Annotated in this window: 20 protein-coding genes and 4 tRNA genes; 8 read left to right on the top strand and 16 right to left on the bottom strand. The window is 60.6% G+C overall.

The annotated features are described in order from the left end of the window. Positions 1-26: 26 nt before the first annotated feature. The 10 genes from H3221_RS23630 to H3221_RS23585 form a co-directional block, all read right to left on the bottom strand. Positions 27-233: a hypothetical protein gene (locus H3221_RS23630; RefSeq protein ID WP_196476149.1), complete on the bottom strand. Its 207-nt coding sequence runs from the start codon at positions 231-233 to the stop codon at positions 27-29. A 343-nt stretch (positions 234-576) separates the two neighbouring features. Beyond that, entirely contained in the window at positions 577-1773 is a 1197-nt protein-coding gene (locus H3221_RS23625) for a type II toxin-antitoxin system HipA family toxin (RefSeq protein WP_196476150.1), read from the bottom strand. Continuing rightward, positions 1773-2024, bottom strand: coding sequence for a helix-turn-helix transcriptional regulator (locus tag H3221_RS23620; RefSeq protein ID WP_196476151.1), 252 nt, complete (start codon positions 2022-2024; stop codon positions 1773-1775). The genes H3221_RS23625 and H3221_RS23620 overlap by 1 nt, the downstream gene beginning before the upstream one ends. Before the next feature lie 497 nt (positions 2025-2521). Then, a tRNA-Leu gene (locus tag H3221_RS23615) sits at positions 2522-2608 on the bottom strand. Between the two features lie 122 nt (positions 2609-2730). Beyond that, positions 2731-2804: transfer RNA gene (locus H3221_RS23610), tRNA-Cys, on the bottom strand. A gap of 38 nt (positions 2805-2842) precedes the next feature. After that, positions 2843-2918 (bottom strand) — tRNA-Gly (locus H3221_RS23605). A gap of 67 nt (positions 2919-2985) precedes the next feature. After that, positions 2986-3546 (bottom strand): CDP-diacylglycerol--glycerol-3-phosphate 3-phosphatidyltransferase, encoded by a 561-nt coding sequence (pgsA, locus tag H3221_RS23600; RefSeq protein ID WP_017677046.1) that lies wholly within the window; start codon positions 3544-3546, stop codon positions 2986-2988. Positions 3547-3579: 33 nt separating this feature from the next. Next, positions 3580-5403 (bottom strand): excinuclease ABC subunit UvrC, encoded by a 1824-nt coding sequence (gene uvrC, locus H3221_RS23595; RefSeq protein WP_196476152.1) that lies wholly within the window; start codon positions 5401-5403, stop codon positions 3580-3582. 2 nt (positions 5404-5405) lie between these two features. After that, on the bottom strand, positions 5406-6050 hold the full coding sequence (gene gacA, locus H3221_RS23590) for a response regulator transcription factor GacA (protein WP_192985671.1): 645 nt from the start codon (positions 6048-6050) through the stop codon (positions 5406-5408). Positions 6051-6213: 163 nt separating this feature from the next. Then, positions 6214-6301: transfer RNA gene (locus tag H3221_RS23585), tRNA-Ser, on the bottom strand. A gap of 164 nt (positions 6302-6465) precedes the next feature. Between H3221_RS23585 and H3221_RS23580 the strand changes: the two genes are divergently transcribed. The 7 genes from H3221_RS23580 (at position 6466) to H3221_RS23550 (ending at position 10714) form a co-directional block, all read left to right on the top strand. Further along, complete coding sequence (locus tag H3221_RS23580; RefSeq protein ID WP_160018101.1) at positions 6466-7134, top strand: Bax inhibitor-1/YccA family protein; 669 nt, start codon at positions 6466-6468, stop codon at positions 7132-7134. A 133-nt stretch (positions 7135-7267) separates the two neighbouring features. Further along, positions 7268-7660 (top strand): sulfurtransferase complex subunit TusD, encoded by a 393-nt coding sequence (tusD, locus tag H3221_RS23575; RefSeq protein WP_196476153.1) that lies wholly within the window; start codon positions 7268-7270, stop codon positions 7658-7660. After that, entirely contained in the window at positions 7660-8019 is a 360-nt protein-coding gene (gene tusC / locus H3221_RS23570) for a sulfurtransferase complex subunit TusC (protein ID WP_196476154.1), read from the top strand. The genes tusD and tusC overlap by 1 nt, the downstream gene beginning before the upstream one ends. Next, complete coding sequence (gene tusB / locus H3221_RS23565; protein ID WP_196476155.1) at positions 8019-8318, top strand: sulfurtransferase complex subunit TusB; 300 nt, start codon at positions 8019-8021, stop codon at positions 8316-8318. The genes tusC and tusB overlap by 1 nt, the downstream gene beginning before the upstream one ends. Further along, positions 8315-8650 (top strand): TusE/DsrC/DsvC family sulfur relay protein, encoded by a 336-nt coding sequence (locus H3221_RS23560; protein ID WP_196476156.1) that lies wholly within the window; start codon positions 8315-8317, stop codon positions 8648-8650. Before tusB ends, H3221_RS23560 begins: the two co-directional genes overlap by 4 nt. Beyond that, a complete protein-coding gene (locus H3221_RS23555; protein ID WP_196476157.1) occupies positions 8647-9642 on the top strand; it encodes a glycosyl transferase family protein in 996 nt (331 codons plus the stop codon). Before H3221_RS23560 ends, H3221_RS23555 begins: the two co-directional genes overlap by 4 nt. A gap of 73 nt (positions 9643-9715) precedes the next feature. Then, positions 9716-10714, top strand: coding sequence for a glutathione S-transferase family protein (locus tag H3221_RS23550; RefSeq protein ID WP_196476158.1), 999 nt, complete (start codon positions 9716-9718; stop codon positions 10712-10714). A 54-nt stretch (positions 10715-10768) separates the two neighbouring features. Here H3221_RS23550 and cysG read toward each other — a convergent pair whose 3' ends face one another. The 6 genes from cysG to ftsK form a co-directional block, all read right to left on the bottom strand. Next, positions 10769-12157, bottom strand: coding sequence for a siroheme synthase CysG (gene cysG, locus H3221_RS23545; RefSeq protein WP_196476159.1), 1389 nt, complete (start codon positions 12155-12157; stop codon positions 10769-10771). 159 nt (positions 12158-12316) lie between these two features. After that, positions 12317-13597 carry a serine--tRNA ligase gene (serS, locus tag H3221_RS23540; RefSeq protein WP_196476160.1) on the bottom strand — a complete coding sequence of 427 codons (1281 nt, stop codon included), beginning with the start codon at positions 13595-13597 and terminating at the stop codon, positions 12317-12319. A gap of 80 nt (positions 13598-13677) precedes the next feature. After that, complete coding sequence (gene crcB / locus H3221_RS23535; RefSeq protein WP_196476161.1) at positions 13678-14058, bottom strand: fluoride efflux transporter CrcB; 381 nt, start codon at positions 14056-14058, stop codon at positions 13678-13680. After that, positions 14058-15380 (bottom strand): replication-associated recombination protein A, encoded by a 1323-nt coding sequence (locus H3221_RS23530; RefSeq protein WP_196476162.1) that lies wholly within the window; start codon positions 15378-15380, stop codon positions 14058-14060. The genes crcB and H3221_RS23530 overlap by 1 nt, the downstream gene beginning before the upstream one ends. A gap of 3 nt (positions 15381-15383) precedes the next feature. Continuing rightward, positions 15384-16010 carry an outer membrane lipoprotein chaperone LolA gene (gene lolA, locus H3221_RS23525; protein WP_017677060.1) on the bottom strand — a complete coding sequence of 209 codons (627 nt, stop codon included), beginning with the start codon at positions 16008-16010 and terminating at the stop codon, positions 15384-15386. A gap of 125 nt (positions 16011-16135) precedes the next feature. After that, positions 16136-18541 carry a DNA translocase FtsK gene (gene ftsK, locus H3221_RS23520; protein ID WP_394328055.1) on the bottom strand — a complete coding sequence of 802 codons (2406 nt, stop codon included), beginning with the start codon at positions 18539-18541 and terminating at the stop codon, positions 16136-16138. Between the two features lie 193 nt (positions 18542-18734). Between ftsK and trxB the strand changes: the two genes are divergently transcribed. Beyond that, entirely contained in the window at positions 18735-19685 is a 951-nt protein-coding gene (gene trxB, locus H3221_RS23515) for a thioredoxin-disulfide reductase (protein WP_074678619.1), read from the top strand. The last annotated feature ends 23 nt before the right edge of the window (positions 19686-19708 follow it).

The following is a 19708-nucleotide window of genomic DNA, read 5'->3' as shown; positions in this document are numbered from 1 at the left end:
GAGCGAGCGCGGGGTAAAACAGTGAATCAGGCCAGCAGCGAGTCGCCCTCACGACGAATGGCGCTGCTGAGCATCCAGACCGCCTGGCAAGCCAGCGCAGCCTCGCGAGAAGCGAAGGGACCGGCTTTAGGCTGGCCGTCTACCAGCACCAGCCAGCACGCCATATGGCCGTCGGACCTGAGCTCAGCCGGTACGGCACTACCCACCAGGGAAACCACATCGATACGGGACATCATGACCTCCAATCCAACTCAAGCTCTGTTGGGCTCAACATTAGGCCGATGCCTCGCCGGACAGAAATCAGTGCTCTCGATAGTGACCATGGATATTGCCAATGGCAGAAGCACAGGCGCCGGCACAGACTGCCCCCTGCGCCTGGCAGGCAATTGTGGCTACGAAAGGAAAGAAGCCCTCAAGGCCGTAAAGCCTTGAGGGCTCAGAAGTACATCCAGATACTCGTCACTGTGACGAGGGCAGGAAATTGGAAAACAGCACGTCTCGAAAACGTCGGTCTCGCAGCTGTTCGATCAAGTCCGAGAGTCGCCTCCGATTCACTGCAACCGAATTGTCAGCATGCTAGCCAAAGGTCTGCATGAACGGCTCAGCGCAATGTCTGATTGCCGCGACCACATGCGGCGCTTGCTCGGCCAGTTCACCTGAGCGCGCCATTACCTGCTCCAGCGCGCTCAAATGTCCACGGATTATTTCTTCTGGCCGCACCACATCACAGATTTGCGCGAAGTCCAACAGCCCTTGGCGCGACGCGAAGAGCGACTTGTTGCCCACAAGATCCAGCGCCAGTACATCCCCTGGAATATAGGCGGTGGTGTTGACAATGTCGTACGCCGGGGCGAGCCGCGCATCGCGGCGAGTGGGGTCGGAATACAGCAGCCCGAAGTTTTTCAGATGGGCGTCGCCGTTACCGACGATGCAGCTCAAGGCCACTATCGCGAATAGCTGTGCCAGTGAGTTCTGCATATGCTCAGGCGGGCAGAACAGACGGATAGCCTTGGCGATGGCGGAATAGCTCTTACTGTATTTTTGCTCTGCTGCCAGCCCCATCAATGCCGCCATGTCCTCAAACCCGATAGGGTCGAGCTGCTGATCCCGATCGAAGCGGCGCATGACAAACAGCTTGCTGTTGTCGGAGAGGTAGAATTCCGGCACAGCGATGCCCACCTCCCTCGCCACTGACATGCAAAGGAACTCGTTGATCGCCAGCCCCGGAAACTCATCTCGACCGCTCTTGATGATCAGGTCAGAGGTTTTCGAGGTGAAGCGCTGTGGTGTGGAGTCCTGATGCTCTGGAACCAGCACCTTAGGCTGCACACCTGATATGCCGGCACGCAGGATGTAGCGATCCACCAGGCCGGCAAAAATATCTTCTGCGCCGTCCCAGGCAAGGATTTCTTCCAGCTTTTCTCCCGGGAACTGCTGGCGCGCCAGCAACGCATCGACTTGTGGCGAGCTGACTGCCACCCGTCCGATGGGCGAACTGCTACCAGATAGAGCCAGCAACAACATCGGGTCAACGTTCGCCACCTTGGCCAGGCGGTTACGCAACTGTTCCAGGACGTAGCCTTCCGGCAGGTTCATCTGGAAGATTGGGTGCAACTCGCGATGGCGGTATTCGTCGAAGCGCACCGGCATCAGCAAACTGATCGCGGCCTTTGCCTCGACATCTTCGTGGTAGCGGAAGAGGTAGTCTCCGGCACTGGCAAGGATCCTCCCACTGTCACCCTCTGGCGTTGCAACTTGCAGCACGGCCGTCATCAGTCGAATACTCCATGGATTTCGTCCAGCGTGGGCATGGCTGCCGGCACCACGTTGAGCTCACAGTCGAGGGCTGCCAGTACGCGCGCGTAGGCAACCATTCCCACCGAGAGATCGCCCTTTTCGATGGCAATGACCTTTTGCCGGGTGATACTGGCCAGGGAAGCGAGCGCAGCCTGAGTCAGCCCACGATTCAGACGGCGATGCCGAAGCTGCTCTCCGAGTCGCAGCGTGATGAGGGAATAGTCCATGTTCTGTATACGCGACAATTTATATTGTATGTAACGTATACCGAACCAATGGGGAAATCAAAGCGAATGGATGCTTAGCCCACGAATCGACGCCGCACGGCATCCACCAGACGCAATCACGGCTGCATTGTGTTAGCGCACGGTACGCCATGAACGTGATTCATTTGATAGGGCAGCACCCAGGCGGCACCTTGTGCATGGACGAACGCGGCCTGCTACTGGACAACATCGAGGTACGAAGGGCAGGCCAGAAAGGTTGCAGAAACAGCGTTTCACCTACGCGATCTAGGGGCCAAGGCAAGCACCGACATGGCTGAATCGAGTGGAGATATCCTGATGCCTGGCGGTCAGCTTGGCCAAACCACAGCAGTGGCTGCAGCGCTTTACATCCGGTAGGTGCGAGGAAAGAAAGGATCGCCAACAAGATAATGGCGGGAGACGCTAGAACTGCGAAAAACGGGTAAGGTAGCGAAAACGTGGAACTAGTTGATCTTAAATGGTGCCCGAAGCCGGACTCGAACCGGCACGCCATTGCTGGCGAGAGATTTTAAGTCTCCTGCGTCTACCGATTTCGCCATTCGGGCGGTAGCGCTGTGCGAAGGACCGGACTATATACAGCCCTCCCCGTCCTCGCAAGGTATGCAAAAGCACATCAGGGATAATGAAAAAGGCCTCGTAAATCATGGATCTACGAGGCCTTTTAGATTGGAGGCTGAGGTCGGAATCGAACCGGCGTTCACGGATTTGCAATCCGGTGCATAACCACTCTGCAACTCAGCCATGAAGCAAACGAGCCGCCTTGGCGACTCGTGTAGAACTGGAGCGGGAAACGAGACTCGAACTCGCGACCCCGACCTTGGCAAGGTCGTGCTCTACCAACTGAGCTATTCCCGCTTGTCTTGTCGACGGGCGCCATTCTATAGAATCGAATCGCGCCGTCAACCCTTTGATTCAAAAATACTTATTTCTTTTCCGAGGTGGTGCTGAGGTGCGGCCAGGCGGCCAACAGGTACTGCAGCATCGACCACAATGTCAGCACGGCTGCGACCACCAGCAGGATGTATCCGAGCACGACCCAGAAGGTAAATACCGGCGGATTACCCAGCAAGATGACCAGCGCCAGCATCTGCGCTGCGGTTTTCCACTTGCCAAGGTTGGACACCGCGACATGCGCTCGAGCACCGAGCTCGGCCATCCATTCACGCAATGCAGACACGACTATCTCGCGTCCGATGATGGTCGCGGCAGCCAGGGTCAGCCAGAGATTGGAGTGTTCGGCAGCCAGCAGCACCAGCGCCACCGCCACCATCAACTTGTCTGCGACCGGGTCGAGGAAGGCGCCGAAAGGCGTGCCCTGCTCCCAGCGGCGGGCCAGGTAGCCATCGAGCCAATCGGTCACGGCGGCAATCGCGAAGACGCCGCTGGCAGCCCAATAGCTCCAGGAGAACGGTAAATAGAACAGCAGGATGAAGACCGGGATCAGCGCGACCCGGAGCACGGTAAGCAAGTTGGGGATGTTCATCGGCACAACTGGGCTGCGAGGTGAGCGGGCATTCTACTCGCTGTGCAGAGTGTCATAAATCAACTCGGCGAGCTTTTTACTGATTCCGGGTGCTTTGGCAATTTCTTCGGCACTGGCACGGGACAATTCCTGCAGGCCACCAAAGTGATTGAGTAGCTCGCGCCGTCGCTTCGGTCCGATTCCTGCTACCTCCTCCAGCGTCGAAGTGCGCCGCGTCTTGCCGCGGCGAGCACGATGCCCGGTAATTGCAAAACGGTGCGATTCATCACGGATCTGCTGGATCAGATGCAGCGCCGGCGAATTGCCGGGCAAGGTGAACTCATGCTCGGCGTCGTTCAGGTAAAGCACTTCGAGGCCGGGTTTGCGCGTCGTACCCTTGGCCACGCCAAGCAAGATCAGATCCGGCACGGCCAATTCCTGCAGCACCTCACGCGCCATGGCCAACTGCCCCTTGCCACCATCCACCAACAGCACATCGGGCAACTTGCCTTCGCCATCCTTGATCTTGCTGAAGCGCCGGGTCAGCGCCTGGTGCATGGCGGCGTAGTCGTCGCCGGCGGTGACGCCTTCAATGTTGAAGCGACGGTAATCGGATTTCAGCGGGCCTTCGGGACCGAATACCACGCAGGAGGCGACCGTCGCCTCACCGCTGGAGTGACTGATGTCGAAGCATTCCATGCGCTGCGGCGGTTCGTCCATTTCCAGTACGGCGGCCAGCGCTTCGAAACGCTCGGCCAGGTGTTGCCGATTGGCCAGGCGCGCGGCCAGCGCCTGCTCGGCATTGGTCACGGCGAGCTGCTGCCAGCGCGCACGCGTACCGCGCACGCGCAAACTGATGCTGAGGCTACGGCCGCGTAGCGATTCGATGGCCTCGATCAGCGTGGCGAAGTCTTCATGCTGCACATTGACGATCAGCTCGCTGGGCAGATCGCGCTCAGCATTGCCGAGGTAGTACTGGGCGAGGAAGGCCATCAGCACATCGCCGCCCTCCTCTTCGATCGCCACCTGCGGAAAGAAATTCTTGCTGCCCAGTACCCGTCCACCACGCACGCTGATCAGGTGCACGCAGGCACCGCCCGGAGTAAGCATCACCGCAACCACGTCGACGTCGCCGGTGCCGCCTTCCATGCTCTGCTGATCCTGCACGCGACGCAGCAAGGCAATCTGATCGCGCAGCTCAGCAGCCTGCTCGAACTCCAACGCCATGGAGGCTTTCTCCATATTGGCGGAGAGCTCCTCACTCAACGCATTGCTGCGCCCATCGAGAAACATCACCGAGTGGCGGACGTCTTCGGCGTACTCCTCTGGGCTGACCAAGCCGACGCAGGGGCCTTTGCAGCGTTTGATCTGGTATTGCAGGCAAGGTCGTGTGCGGTTCCTGTAGTAACTGTCCTCGCACTGGCGAACCAGAAAGGTCTTCTGCAACAGGCTCAGACTCTCGCGAATCGCCAAGGCGCTGGGATAAGGGCCGAAATAGCGGCCCTTGGCCTTCTTCGCACCACGGTGAATGCCGAGGCGCGGAAATTCGCCGTCGGAGAGAAATACGTAGGGGTAGGACTTATCGTCGCGCAGCAGGATGTTGTACGGCGGCCGCCACTCCTTGATCAGCGTCTGTTCGAGCAACAGCGCCTCGGTCTCATTGGCGGTGATGGTGGTTTCGATCTGCGCGATGCGCGCCACCAGCGCTGCGGTCTTGGGTGCCTGGCCGGTCTTGCGAAAATAACTGGAGAGACGCTTCTTGAGGTTCTTTGCCTTGCCGACGTAGAGCAGACGGGTCTCGCCATCGAACATGCGATAGACACCAGGGCGACCGCTGCAGGTCGCCAGGAAGGCACTCGAATCGAATGGGGCGGACATTATCAGCTGACGGCGTCGACCATGCCGTGGCGAACCGCGAGCAGAGCCAACTCGACGTCGCTGGTGATGGAAAGCTTCTCGAAAATGCGGTAGCGGTAAGTGTTGACCGTCTTCGGCGACAGGCACAGCTTGTCCGAGATGTTCTGCACCTTGTGGCAGTTGGCGATCATCAGGGCGATCTGGATTTCACGTTCGGACAACAGATCGAATGGCGAGCTATTGGTCTGCGGCTGGAAAGATTTCAGCGCCAACTGCTGGGCAATCTGCGGATCGATGTAGCGCTGGCCGGCGAATACGAGGCGAATAGCCTGCACCATCTCATCCAGCGCCGCGCCCTTGGTCAGATAACCGGCGGCGCCCGCCTGCAGCAAACGCGTCGGGAAAGGATCTTCCTCGCACACCGTGACGGCGACGACTTTGATGTTGGGATGACTGCGCATCAGCTTGCGAGTGGCTTCCAGGCCGCCAATGCCGGGCATCTTGACGTCCATCAAGACAACATCAGGCTTGAGTTCGCGAGCCTTGAGCAGGGCTTCTTCGCCGGTGCAGGCTTCGCCCACGACTTGCAGACCGTCGATATCGGACAGCATACGGGTGATGCCCGTGCGGACCAGATCGTGATCATCGACAACCAGGACCCTAATCAATCGCCACCTCGTTGCACCTTGTCAGCCACCGTGCAACGACGGTGAGATTGAACTTGCCGGTCACCTTAACAAAAAGCCAGGGCCTGACCTAGCTTGGCGCACGAGAGTCAAAAAGCAAGCGCCAGATTAAGATCAGCAATTGCGTCGTGGCAATTTAGAGAATTGGCGGAAGCGGTGAGATTCGAACTCACGGATAGTTGCCCATCGACGGTTTTCAAGACCGTTGCCTTAAACCACTCGGCCACGCTTCCAAATTCTGAGCGTGGAGGCCAGGACTGAAACCTCCACAGCAGTGCGGGCGGCAATCTTACCGGAACGCAACACACTGTCAAACTCTAAGTCTTGGCAGGCAATCCTGCTCTGTTATGATCCGGTGCATCTGGATTTAAAGCCTCGTAGCCACAGGAGCGTCGCCATGCAAGAGCGAGATTATGCACTCAACCATTCTCAGGTTGAGCAACAGGAAGTCAGCAGCGTTCTGCGCAATACCTACGGCCTACTGGCCATCACCCTGGCCTTCAGCGGTCTGGTTGCCTTCATCTCGCAGCGCGCCAACGTTCCTTACCCGAACATCTTCGTTGTACTGATCGGCTTCTACGGCCTGTTCTTCCTCACTGCCAAGCTGCGCAACTCTTCGTGGGGCCTGCTTTCTACTCTCGCGCTGACCGGTTTCATGGGGTACACCCTGGGCCCGATCCTCAATCGCTACCTGGGCATGGCGAACGGCGCTGAAGTCATCAGCTCCGCCTTTGCCATGACCGCGCTGGTGTTCTTCGGCCTGTCTGCCTACGTGCTGACCACCCGCAAGGACATGAGCTTCCTCAGCGGCTTCATCACTGCAGGCTTCTTCGTTCTGCTGGGCGCCGTGGTTGCCAGCTTCTTCTTCCAGATCAGCGGTTTACAACTGGCGATCAGCGCCGGCTTCGTGCTGTTCTCCTCGGCCTGCATCCTGTTCCAGACCAGCGCCATCATCCATGGTGGTGAGCGCAACTACATCATGGCCACCATCAGCCTGTACGTATCGATCTACAACCTGTTCGTCAGCCTGCTGCAGATCTTCGGCATCATGGGCGGCGACGACTGATAGCTTTCGTCCCCTTCAAGCCCGCTTCGGCGGGCTTTTTCTTGCGCGCCTGTTTACCTCCACTGCAGTGATTCTTTGTTTGCCAGGCGTCCTGGTCTTATCATTGGCCCAGTTTTACCTCGTCGGACGCCCCATGAAGTTTGCCATCGCTTTGTTCGCCGCTCCTCATCTACCCGCCTCCCGTCGCGCCCTGCGCTTTGCCCAGGCGGCATTGGCCGGCGGCCACGAAATCGTTCGCCTGTTCTTCTATCAGGACGGCGTGCACAGCGCTGCCAGCAACGTGGTCAGCCCTCAGGACGAGCTGGATCTACCCAAGGAGTGGCGCGAGTTCGTCAGCGCCAACGGGCTGGACGCCGTGGTCTGTATTGCCGCTGCCCTGCGTCGCGGAGTGCTCAATGCCGAAGAAGCGCAACGCTATGCCAGGCCGGCTGCCAACCTCGAAGCACCCTGGGAGCTATCCGGGTTAGGCCAGTTGCATGAAGCGGCGCAACAGGCCGACCGACTGATCTGCTTCGGAGGCCAATAGTGAGCAAGTCCCTGCTGATCATCAGCCGCCAAGCCCCCTGGAGTGGCCCCGGTGCACGCGAAGCGCTGGATATCGCCCTGGCCGGCGGCGCCTTCGACCTGCCAATCGGCATGCTGTTTCTCGACGACGGCGTATTCCAACTGAGCAAGGCCCAGCTACCAGGTGCGCTACAGCAGAAAGACCTTGGCGCAAATCTACAGGCTCTGCCGATGTTCGGCGTAGAACGTCTGTACGCCAGCCAGCGCAGCCTGGCCGAGCGCGGCCTGAGCGATGCCGAACTGAACCTGGCGGTAGAGCGACTGGACGACAGCGCGCTGACCACCCTACTCGATCATTATGACCAGGTGATCACCCTCTGATGGCCACCCTGCATATGCTTTCCCATTCACCGTTTGCCGATAGCCGCCTGGCCAGCTGCCTGCGCCTGCTGGGCGCTGCTGATGCCGTACTGCTCAGCGGCGATGCGGTCTACGCGCTACAACCCGGCACAGCCAACCTGCAGGCACTGCAACTGATGCCCGCCAGCGTTGCGCTCTATGCTCTGGACGAAGACCTCAGCGCCCGCGGCCTGCAGGCGCCCGAGCGCGTAAAGGTCGTCGACTATCCAGGGTTCGTCGAACTATGCACTCGCTACGCCAAGGTCAACAGCTGGCTATGAACACACTCAACGTCGCCGGACGCGAAATCGCCCTGGACAAGGACGGCTATCTGGTCGACCTGCAGGACTGGTCACGCCCCGTAGCCGAGGCGCTAGCCGCAGCGGAAGCGCTGCAGCTGAGTGACGAGCACTGGGAAGTTCTCGAACTGCTGCGAGCCTTCTACGCCGAGTTTCAGCTATCGCCGGCCAACCGTCCGCTGATCAAGTACGCCGCCCTGAAACTGGGCACGGACAAAGGCAACAGCCTGCACCTCAATCGTCTGTTCAAGGGCACGCCCGCCAAACTCGCCGCCAAGCTCGCCGGCCTGCCGAAACCGACCAATTGCCTATGAACCTGATCACGCCCGCCGAACACCCCTTCGCTCAATTCGTGCGCATTCTCGGCAAGGGCAAGCGCGGCGCACGCGGCCTGACTCGCGAGGAAGCCCTCGAAGCCATGGGCATGCTGCTCGATGGCAAGGTCGAAGACACCCAGCTAGGCGCCTTTCTGATGCTGCTGCGGCACAAGGAAGAAAGCGCCGAGGAACTCGCCGGTTTCACCGAAGCCATCCGCTCCAGGCTCTCTGCCCCCGCCATCCAGGTTGACCTGGACTGGCCCAGCTATGCCGGCAAGAAACGCCACCTGCCCTGGTATCTGCTGGCGGCCAAGGCGCTGGCCGCCAGCGGCGTGCGCACCTTCATGCACGGCGGCGGCGCCCATACCGCAGGTCGTATGTATACCGAGCAATTGCTGGAGCAGCTGGATATCCCCTGCTGCGACGACTGGCAGGCAGTGGAATCAGCGCTCGACAAGTACAACCTGGCCTTCAGCTACCTGGGCAGTTGGATGCCGGCACTGCAACGCATGATCGACCTGCGTAACACCCTGGGCCTGCGTTCTCCGATCCATTCCCTTGCTCGTGTAATCAACCCGCTCGGCGCCCGCTGCGGACTGCAGAGCATCTTCCACCCCGGCTATCAGGCCGTGCACCGCGAAGCCAGTCGCCTGCTGGGTGACCGCGTCATCGTGATCAAGGGTGAAGGCGGCGAGATCGAGGTCAATCCGGACGGAGCGTGCCATCTCCATGGCACCCTCGATGGCGAGGACTGGGACGAAGAATGGCCTGCGCTGTCAGCGCAGCGCCATGTCAAACCCGAACGACTCGACCCGGCCATGTTGGGCGCGTTCTGGCGCGGCGAGCACGATGATCCCTACGGTCGCCTGGCAGTGATCGCCACCATGGCCGTCGCATTGCGTGGCCTGGGCCTGGCCCGTGAAGAAGCGTTCCAGCAGGCCCAGCAGTACTGGGATGCACGCGTTCAATCTAGCCAGCCGATTATTTAAGCCAGCTTTTTCCACCGTTCAATCGAGTTCATGACGTTAGACTCCGGATTCACTCAAAACGGAGGCAAACGTCATGGGCTTGTTGATCGATGGACGCTGGCACGACCAGTGGTACAACACCGGCAACAGCGGCCGCTTCCAGCGCGAAAGCGCACAACGCCGCAACTGGGTAACCGCCGACGGCAGCGCCGGACCAAGTGGTGACGGCGGCTTCAAAGCCGAGGCCGGGCGTTATCACCTGTACGTCTCGCTGGCCTGCCCCTGGGCTCACCGCACCCTTATCCTGCGCAAGCTCAAAGGCCTCGAATCGCTGATCGATGTATCCGTGGTGAGCTGGCTGATGCGCGAACAGGGCTGGACCTTTGATCGCAACTTCGGCTCCAGCGGTGACCACCTCGACAACCTGAACTACATGCATCAGCGCTACACCGCCGATGATCGTCATTACACCGGCCGCGTCACTGTGCCCGTGCTATGGGACAAGCAGACTGGCGGTATCGTCAGTAACGAGTCGGCGGAAATCATCCGCATGTTCAACAGCGCATTCGATGATCTCACCGGCAACGGCGTGGACTTCTACCCCGAGCCCCTGCGTGAGCGTATCGACCAGCTCAACGAGCGCATCTACCCGGCGGTGAACAACGGCGTTTACCGCGCAGGCTTCGCCACCACCCAGGAGGCTTACGAAGAGGCCTTCGATGAGCTGTTCACGATGCTCGATGAGCTGGATGCGCTGCTGGGCGAGAATCGCTATCTGGCCGGCGAATACCTGACCGAAGCGGACATTCGTCTGTTCACCACATTGATCCGCTTCGATGCCGTCTATCACGGGCACTTCAAATGTAACCTGCGACGCATCGAGGACTATCCGAACCTGTCCAACTGGCTACGCGAGCTGTACCAGTGGCCGGGAATCGCCGAGACCGTGGACTTCACCCACATCAAATCGCACTACTATGCCAGTCACGCCACCATCAACCCGACTGGCGTGGTTCCCAAAGGGCCGCAGCAGGATTTCACTCGCGCGCATGATCGCCAGCGCCTGCTGGGAAAAGGTGTGTTTCAGCACTAGAGTGACGGTGGATGATGGCTGAAGCCCCGATAACGAGGCTTCAGCCAAAACGCGTCAGATGCGGTTCTGGGCGCCTTCGAACCAGGCCAGCTTGTCACGCAGGGTGACCACCTCCCCGACGATGACCAGCGTGGGCGCATGCACGTCGTGCTCGGCCACCAGCTGCGGCAGAGTCTCCAGGGTACCGGTGAATACCCGCTGATTTTGCGTGGTACCCTGCTGCACCAGTGCCGCGGGCGTAGTGCCTGAACGGCCGTGAGCGATCAACTGCTCGCAGATGCCCGGCAGGCCAACCAACCCCATGTAGAACACCAGTGTTTGCCCTGGCGCTACCAGGTCTTGCCACGGTAAGTTGCTGCTTCCGTCCTTGAGGTGGCCGGTGACGAAACGCACCGACTGCGCATGATCGCGGTGGGTCAACGGGATACCGGCATAGGCCGCACATCCAGAGGCAGCAGTAATACCCGGCACGACCTGGAAGGGAATGTCTTCCGCCGCCAGTTGCTCGATCTCCTCACCACCACGACCGAAGATGAACGGATCGCCGCCCTTCAGACGCAGCACACGCTTGCCCTGGCGGGCCAGGTCGATCAGCAACTGGTTGATCTGCTCCTGCGGCACGGCGTGATCGGAGCGGCGCTTGCCGACATAGATGCGCTCAGCATCACGACGGCACAGCTCGATGATGGCGGGCGCCACCAGGCGGTCGTACAACACCACATCGGCTTGCTGCATCAGACGCAGGGCGCGGAACGTCAACAGATCGGGATCGCCCGGTCCGGCACCGACCAGATAGACCTCGCCCAGCGCGCGCGGCGCCGCGCCAGCCAGACGCTCTTCCAGCAATCGCTCGCCCTCCTCCGGCTTGCCGGCAAACACGCTCTCGGCGATCTGCCCCTGGAAGACGTCCTCCCAGAACACGCGGCGCTGCTGCACATCGGGAAACAGCTGCTTGACCCGCTCACGGAAGCGCTTGCCCAGATTGGCCAATTGACCGTAAGTAGCCGGAATCCAGGTTTCGATCTTGGCGCGGATCAGCCGTGCCAGTACCGGTGCATCGCCACCACTACTGACCGCAACGATCAAGGGGGAGCGATCGACGATGGCCGGGAAGATCACGCTGCACAGCGCCGGCGCATCCACCACGTTGACGGGAATGCCCAGCGCCTGGGCGTCGGCAGAAATCTGTGCATTGAGCGGTACGTCATCGGTCGCGGCAATGACCAAGGCAATGCCCTGCAAATCGCTGCTCGCGTAGCCGCGCAGGAAGATGCCACCAGGACCCGCCAGTGCCCGCAACTCGCTGCGAATATCCGGGGCGACCACGCGCAAGACAGCACCCGCATCGCTTAGCAGGCGCGCCTTGCGCAGCGCGACTTCGCCACCGCCGATCACCAACACCTGGCGACCCTGCAGTTTGTGGAACAGCGGAAGGAATTGCATAAATCAGCCTCGAATGAGGTGGGAAGGCGAAAGACGGGCTCGTAGGGCGCGCCCGCACCGAAGCAGGCTGAAAGACCTTGGTACCCACAGCGCACCCTACGCCCATCGCCAGGCGCGCCGCCTGTAACCGGGGCAGCCGTGCTACCCCGTTTGCACGGCTCAGCCGATCACTTCAATGCCGCCCATATAGGGCTTCAGAACCTCGGGCACACGAATGCTACCGTCGGCCTGCTGGTAATTCTCCAGTACCGCCACCAAGGTACGGCCGACCGCCAGGCCGGAGCCATTGAGGGTGTGCAGCAGCTCCGGCTTGCCGGTTTCCGGGTTGCGGTAGCGCGCCTGCATGCGGCGCGCCTGGAAGTCGCCGCAGTTGGAGCAGGAAGAAATCTCACGGTACTTGTCCTGGCTCGGCACCCAGACTTCCAGGTCGTAAGTCTTCACCGCCGAGAACCCCATGTCCCCGGTGCACAGGGCCAGCTTGCGATAGGGCAGTTCCAGCAGTTGCAGCACACGCTCGGCGTTTGCGGTCATCCCTTCCAGGGCCTCGAAGGACTTGGAAGGCTCGACGATCTGTACCATCTCGACCTTGTCGAACTGGTGCTGACGGATCATCCCACGTGTATCGCGACCGGAGGCGCCCGCCTCGCTGCGGAAGCACGGCGTGTGGGCGACGAACTTCAGCGGCAGCTGTTTGGCATCGAGAATTTCACCAGCGACGATGTTGGTCAGCGAGACCTCGGCAGTCGGAATCAGGTACAGATCGGCCTGGTCTTCACGGCCGATCTTGAACAGGTCTTCCTCGAACTTCGGCAACTGACCGGTGCCCTGCAGCGCCGGAGCTTGGACCAGGTACGGCGTGTAAGCCTCTTCGTAACCGTGCTCGCCGGTGTGCAGGTTGATCATGAACTGCGCCAGGGCGCGATGCAGGCGGGCGATGGGGCCGCGCAACAGGGCAAAGCGTGCTCCGGAAAGCTTGGCAGCGGTCTCGAAGTCCAGCCAGCCGTGTTGCTCGCCCAGGGCGACGTGGTCCTTGATCTCGAAATCGAAGCTGCGCGGGGTACCCCAGCGCGCCACCTCGACGTTGTCGTCTTCATCCGCGCCGACCGGCACGGACTCGTGCGGCAGGTTGGGGATGTTCAGCAGCAGGTTGTCCAGCTCGTTCTGGATCGCGTCCAGCTCCCGCTTGCCAGCTTCCAGGTCGCTGCCCATCTGATCGACTTCCGCCAGCAACGGAGCGATATCTTCGCCGCGCGCCTTGGCCTGGCCGATGGACTTGGAACGGCTGTTGCGCTCGGCCTGCAGTTGCTCGGTGCGGACCTGCACCGACTTGCGCTGACTCTCCAGGGCCTCGAATCGGGCGACGTCGAGGGCGAAGCCACGGGTGGCGAGGCGCTCGGCGATTTCGGTGAGTTGCGTGCGGACAAGTTTGGAATCGAGCATGTTCGGGTCTCAATACATCGACGAAAAAAGGTTGCGGCCACCAGCGTGACGCGGGTTGCCGAGTGTAAAGCTTTAGCGGGTCAGGATGCCAATCGGGCCAGGCTCAGACCAGCCCAGGCGGCCAGCAGCCCCCCCATGATACTGAGCGCCAGGTAGCCGAGCGCTTCAGGGGTGCGACCGCCCTCCATCAGCTTCATGATTTCCAGGCTGAAAGACGAAAAAGTGGTGAAGCCACCCAGAACACCAGTGATCAGTCCGGTACGCAGCTCCAGCGGCAGATCGGTACGGGTCAGGAACAATCCTGACAGCAGACCAATCAGCAGGCACCCGATGATGTTGACCGCAAAGGTGCCCAGGTAGAAATACCGGGGCCAGTTGCCCGCTAACCAGCTGGCAACCAGAAAGCGCATAACCGAACCAGCCGCGCCCCCCACAGCTACGGCAAACGCCACACGAATCATCACGTTCTCCTCTGCTTAGGACTATTGGCGTCCAGACTACGCAGATGTTGCAATTTTTCGCGAATCTTCAACTCCAGGCCGCGTGGCACCGGGTCGTAATACTGACGCGGCTGCAGATTCTCCGGGAAATAATCCTCACCAGCGGCGTAAGCATCCGGCTCATCATGGGCATAGCGGTATTCATCGCCGTAACCGAGTTGCTTCATCAGCTTGGTCGGCGCGTTGCGCAGGTGCAGCGGCACTTCCTGCGAACCCTGCTCAGCGGCATCACGCATGGCAGCCTTGAAGGCCGTGTACACCGCGTTGCTCTTCGGTGCGCAGGCCAGATAGACGATGGCCTGGGCGACGGCCAACTCGCCTTCCGGACTGCCCAGGCGCTCCTGCACGTCCCAGGCATTGAGGCACAAGGTCAGTGCGCGCGGGTCGGCGTTGCCGATGTCCTCGCTGGCCATGCGGACCACACGGCGGGCGATGTACAGCGGGTCGCAGCCACCGTCGAGCATGCGTGCATACCAATACAGTGCACCATCCGGGCTGGAGCCGCGTACCGACTTGTGCAGCGCGGAGATCTGGTCGTAGAAAGCCTCGCCCCCCTTGTCGAAGCGACGCCGGCTATCGCCCAACAGGCTCTGCAGTAACTCCACGCCGATCTCGCCATCATCCTCGGCCAGATCGGCGGCGTTCTCGAGAAAGTTGAGCAGGCGCCGGCCGTCGCCATCAGCAGCGGCCAGAAGAATCTGAAAGGCCTCGTCTGACAGGCCGAGATGACGTTCGCCCAGGCCTTTCGGGTCGCTCAACGCACGATTGACCAGCTTGCGCATCGCGGCCTCGTCGAGGCTCTTGAGGACATAGACACGCGCACGCGACAGCAGCGCATTATTCAGTTCGAACGAGGGATTCTCGGTGGTGGCACCGATGAAGATCAGTGTGCCGTCTTCCACATAGGGCAAAAAGGCATCCTGTTGACTCTTGTTGAAGCGGTGCACTTCGTCGACAAAGAGAATGGTGCGACGGCCGTACTGAGCCGCATGCTGCTGGGCGACCTCGACTGCCTGACGAATCTCCTTGACCCCGGAGAGCACGGCGGAAATGGTTTCGAAATGGGCGTCGGTTACCTTGGCCAGCAGCCGCGCCAGGGTGGTCTTGCCCACCCCTGGCGGCCCCCAGAAGATCATCGAGTGCAGCGCCCCCTGCTCCAGCGCCTCACGCAACGGTTTGCCCGGCGCCAGCACGTGCTCCTGTCCGACGTATTCGTCCAGGCTGGTAGCACGTAAACGCGCAGCCAGGGGCTGCGCGACGGGTTGGCGACCGAACAGATCCACGCCTTACTCCTGGATGACGTCCGCGCCTTCCGGAATGTCGAAGGTGAACAGATGGTCTTCGACCGGCTCGTTCATCTTCACATTCAGGAAAAGGATGTTGGTGCGCTGGCCAATGCTGTCGATCAGTTGCATGTCGTTGAGGACGCGATTGCGGAACGACAGGCGCAGGCTGTCGAACAAGCTGTCCTTGGCCTTGGGCTTGAGAATGAAGTCGACCACACTACCGCCTTCCTTGTAGTCGATCTCGAAGTTTTCGCGGATCTGCGAGACATCGCCGGAGAGCAACAACGCCGGGGTATGGGTCAGGCGCTGATCGAGCGTCTGAATGGTGACCTGCTCCAGATCCGGATCGTAAAGCCAGACCTTCTCGCCATTGGAAACCAGCAATTGCTCCATGGGCTGGTCGGTGTGCCAACGGAACATGCCCGGACGCTTGAGCGCCAGCTGCCCTGCGGTTTCCTGCAACTGAGTGCCGCTGGCGTCGAGGGTCAGCTGAGAGAAGCGCGCACTGATGGTTTGCGCCTGGCTGAGCAATTCGCTCAAACGCTTGGTGGCAGCCTCTTCATCAGCCTGGGCGGTCAGCAGGGTAAAGCTCAAAGCAGCCAGCATCAGCAGGCGAATAACACGCATATAAACCCCTTGAGTCCGTATGAGAATGGCGAGGCGACTCCGTACCTCGCACTGCTCGGCAGCACCTTGGCTGCCGTGAATCCTGTAGACCGCGAATTCAGCGGTTTATCCACGAGGCGTAACACTCAGTCGCGAGATGAACCGGGTGCAAGCACCTCGCGAGATCCGTTGGTATTCATCGAGCTGACCACGCCAGCCATTTCCATCGCCTCGATCATCCGCGCGGCACGGTTGTAGCCGATCTTCAGCTTGCGCTGTACGGCGGAAATGGAAGCGCGACGGCTTTCCAGCACGAAGTTGACCGCTTCGTCGTACAACGGGTCTTCCTCGCTACCCTCGCCGCCTTCACCACTGCCACCTTCGAAGCTGCCGCCACCCTCTTCGGAGCCGGCGAGAATGTCTTCGTTGTAATCCGGCGCACCGCGCAGCTTCCAGGCTTCGACCACACGATGCACTTCGTCGTCCGAGACGAAGGCGCCGTGAACACGAATGGGCAAGCTGGTGCCCGGCGGCATGTAGAGCATGTCACCGTGGCCGAGCAACTGCTCAGCGCCGCCCTGGTCGATGATGGTGCGCGAGTCGATCTTGCTCGACACCTGGAACGCCATGCGGGTCGGGATATTGGCCTTGATCAGACCCGTGATCACGTCCACGGATGGGCGCTGGGTGGCGAGAATCAGGTGAATGCCCGCCGCACGCGCCTTCTGGGCGATACGGGCAATCAGCTCTTCGACCTTCTTGCCGACGATCATCATCATGTCGGCGAATTCGTCGACCACCACGACGATGGTCGGCAGAGGTTTGAGTAAGGGTGCTTCGTCGTCCATGCTTTCGCGGCGGAACAACGGATCAGTCAACGGCTCACCGGCCTCGATGGCGTCCTTGACCTTGCGGTTGAAGCCCGCCAGGTTGCGCACGCCCATCTTCGACATCAGCTTGTAGCGTCGCTCCATCTCGGCAACGCTCCAACGCAGGGCGTTGGCCGCTTCCTTCATATCGGTGACAACCGGGCAAAGCAGGTGCGGAATGCCTTCGTAGATCGACAACTCGAGCATTTTCGGGTCGATCATGATCAGTTTGGCGTCTTCCGGGCTCGACTTGAACAGAATCGACAGAATCATTGCATTCACGCCCACCGACTTACCGGAACCGGTGGTACCCGCCACCAGTAGGTGCGGCATCTTGGCCAGATCGGTGATCACCGGTTTACCGCCGATGTCGTGCCCCAGCGCCAGAGTGACTGGCGACTTTGCATCGTCATATTCGGGTGTCGACAGCACTTCGGAGAAGCGCACGATCTGACGATTCTCGTTGGGAATCTCGATACCGACAGTGGTCTTGCCCGGAATGACCTCCACGACCCGCACGCTGGTCACCGCCAGCGAACGCGCCAGGTCCTTGGCCAGGTTGGCAATGCGGCTGACCTTGACCCCGGCAGCTGGCTGGATTTCGTAGCGCGTGATCACCGGCCCCGGATGGATCGAGTCCACCGCGACCTCGACACCGAACTCCTTGAGCTTGATTTCCAGCAGGTGGCCGACGCCCTTGAGCGACTCAGGCGAGTACTCGACCTTCTTGGCTTCCGCCGGATCGAGCAGAGAAATCGGCGGCAAGGTGCCTTCCACCGCGCTGTCGACAAATAGTGGCGCCTGCTTTTCCTTCTGCACGCGCTTGCTTGGTTCTGGCGCCTTGGCCACTGGCGGCGGCGCAATTACCGGCGCTGGACGCTTCTCGCGCTCGCTCATGTGCTTGCTCAGCGACTCTTCGCGTTCGAGCAGGCGCTCCTTGACCTTGGCCTGCTCACGACGATCCGACACCACTGGCGCAGCCACCTCGGTGACCCGTTCGTCCAGCTCGCGCAGCTGAATCTTCATCTGCTTGCGCTCGCTACGGGCATTCCACCAGCCAGTGATGGCGCTATGAATCAGCTCGATCAGATCGAGGGTGATCTTGCCGGTCAGATCCATCACGCGGAACCAGGAAAGGTCGGTGAATACGGTCAAACCGAACAGGAACAGCGCCAGGAATAACAGCGTACTGCCCTGTACGTTCAGCGCATGCACGGCCAGATCGCCCAGGCTGGCACCGAGCATGCCGCCACCCGAGCCCTGCATGCCAGCGGCCGCTGCAAAATGAATATCGCCAAGCGCAGCACCGGAAAGAATCAGGAAGACCAGGCCGATGCTGTGCCAGGAAAACAGCCAGCCGTTCCAGTGCCAGGGTTGATTGCGGGTGCGAAACACCTGCCAGGTCTTGGCCGCCAGCAGGAGCGGGAAGATGTAGGCGAAGTAACCCAGTGCGCCGAACAGTGCGCTGGAGAGCCAGGCGCCAATGCTGCCGCCGGCGTTGATGATGCGCTCGACCTGCACACTGTTGTCCCAGGCCGGGTCGGCGACGTTATAGGTCAACAGTGCCATCAGCAGGTACAGGCACAGAGCGCCCAGGGCGATCAATGCGCCTTCCTTCAGTCGATACTGAAGCTTCTGACGCCAGTCGGTAATCTGGGTGGTGGAATTTTTCAAAACAGCCATTTCCTGCGCCCTTGGCGCGTCCATCTGATGGTTAACCGCGAAGCGGCCTATTGTAGGGCCAGCCTGACGCCCAGGCCAATTGCCAAGCTCCCGCACCCACCCCGCTTCGGTGTAGCATAGCCGCCAGCAGCTTCCATGCGGCTCAATTGGAGCACGCATTCTCTTTTGTGACAAAGGCTTATGGGGGTTTTTTATGAGCGAAGTCAAGCATTCCCGCCTGATCATCCTGGGTTCCGGCCCTGCCGGTTACAGCGCCGCCGTTTATGCTGCGCGCGCCAATCTCAAGCCCGTGGTCATCACCGGCATCCAGCCTGGCGGTCAGCTCACCACCACCACCGAAGTGGACAACTGGCCGGGCGACGTCGAAGGCCTCACCGGCCCGGCACTGATGGAGCGCATGCAGAAGCACGCAGAACGCTTCGACACCGAGATCATCTACGACCACATCCATACCGCCGAGTTGCAGAGCCGCCCCTTCGTGCTCAAGGGCGACAGTGGCACCTATAGCTGCGATGCCCTGATCATCGCTACCGGCGCCAGCGCCCAGTACCTTGGCCTGCCGTCGGAAGAGGCCTTCTCCGGCAAGGGCGTCTCCGCCTGCGCCACCTGCGATGGCTTCTTCTATCGCAACCAGGTGGTAGCCGTGATCGGTGGCGGCAACACCGCTGTGGAAGAGGCGCTGTACCTGTCGAACATCGCCAAGGAAGTGCACCTGGTGCACCGTCGCGACAAACTGCGCTCGGAGAAGATCCTGCAGGACAAACTGTTCGACAAGGTCGAGAACGGCAACATGCGCCTGCACTGGAACCACACCCTGGACGAAGTACTGGGCGACCAGACCGGCGTGACTGGTATGCGCCTGAAAAGCACCCTGGACGGCAGCACCAAGGAGCTGGATCTGGCTGGCGTGTTCATCGCAATCGGCCACAAGCCCAACACCGAGCTGTTCGTCGGCCAGTTGGACATGCATGACGGCTACCTGAAGATCAAGGGCGGCAGCGAAGGCAATGCCACTGCCACCAGCATCGAAGGTGTGTTCGCCGCTGGCGACGTGGCCGATCACATCTACCGTCAGGCTATTACCTCGGCAGGCGCAGGCTGCATGGCCGCGCTGGATGTCGAGAAGTTTCTCGACGGCAATTGATGGACAAGGGCAAGCGTCACCGC

Origin of the sequence: Pseudomonas chaetocerotis (genome assembly GCF_015712105.2) — a bacterium.
In the GTDB taxonomy this organism is placed as follows: domain Bacteria; phylum Pseudomonadota; class Gammaproteobacteria; order Pseudomonadales; family Pseudomonadaceae; genus Aquipseudomonas; species Aquipseudomonas chaetocerotis.
Note: the sequence above shows the minus strand (reverse complement) of the source record. Positions and strands in the feature narration are given on the sequence as shown.

Coding starts and splice junctions, on each gene's coding strand:
- H3221_RS23630 (WP_196476149.1), bottom strand. CDS start 233: ATGTCCCGTATCGATGTGGTTTCCCTGGTGGGTAGTGCCGTACCGGCT.
- H3221_RS23625 (WP_196476150.1), bottom strand. CDS start 1,773: ATGACGGCCGTGCTGCAAGTTGCAACGCCAGAGGGTGACAGTGGGAGG.
- H3221_RS23620 (WP_196476151.1), bottom strand. CDS start 2,024: ATGGACTATTCCCTCATCACGCTGCGACTCGGAGAGCAGCTTCGGCAT.
- pgsA (WP_017677046.1), bottom strand. CDS start 3,546: ATGAACATCCCCAACTTGCTTACCGTGCTCCGGGTCGCGCTGATCCCG.
- uvrC (WP_196476152.1), bottom strand. CDS start 5,403: ATGTCCGCCCCATTCGATTCGAGTGCCTTCCTGGCGACCTGCAGCGGT.
- H3221_RS23580 (WP_160018101.1), top strand. CDS start 6,466: ATGCAAGAGCGAGATTATGCACTCAACCATTCTCAGGTTGAGCAACAG.
- tusD (WP_196476153.1), top strand. CDS start 7,268: ATGAAGTTTGCCATCGCTTTGTTCGCCGCTCCTCATCTACCCGCCTCC.
- tusB (WP_196476155.1), top strand. CDS start 8,019: ATGGCCACCCTGCATATGCTTTCCCATTCACCGTTTGCCGATAGCCGC.
- H3221_RS23560 (WP_196476156.1), top strand. CDS start 8,315: ATGAACACACTCAACGTCGCCGGACGCGAAATCGCCCTGGACAAGGAC.
- H3221_RS23555 (WP_196476157.1), top strand. CDS start 8,647: ATGAACCTGATCACGCCCGCCGAACACCCCTTCGCTCAATTCGTGCGC.
- H3221_RS23550 (WP_196476158.1), top strand. CDS start 9,716: ATGGGCTTGTTGATCGATGGACGCTGGCACGACCAGTGGTACAACACC.
- cysG (WP_196476159.1), bottom strand. CDS start 12,157: ATGCAATTCCTTCCGCTGTTCCACAAACTGCAGGGTCGCCAGGTGTTG.
- serS (WP_196476160.1), bottom strand. CDS start 13,597: ATGCTCGATTCCAAACTTGTCCGCACGCAACTCACCGAAATCGCCGAG.
- crcB (WP_196476161.1), bottom strand. CDS start 14,058: ATGATTCGTGTGGCGTTTGCCGTAGCTGTGGGGGGCGCGGCTGGTTCG.
- lolA (WP_017677060.1), bottom strand. CDS start 16,010: ATGCGTGTTATTCGCCTGCTGATGCTGGCTGCTTTGAGCTTTACCCTG.
- ftsK (WP_394328055.1), bottom strand. CDS start 18,541: ATGGCTGTTTTGAAAAATTCCACCACCCAGATTACCGACTGGCGTCAG.
- trxB (WP_074678619.1), top strand. CDS start 18,735: ATGAGCGAAGTCAAGCATTCCCGCCTGATCATCCTGGGTTCCGGCCCT.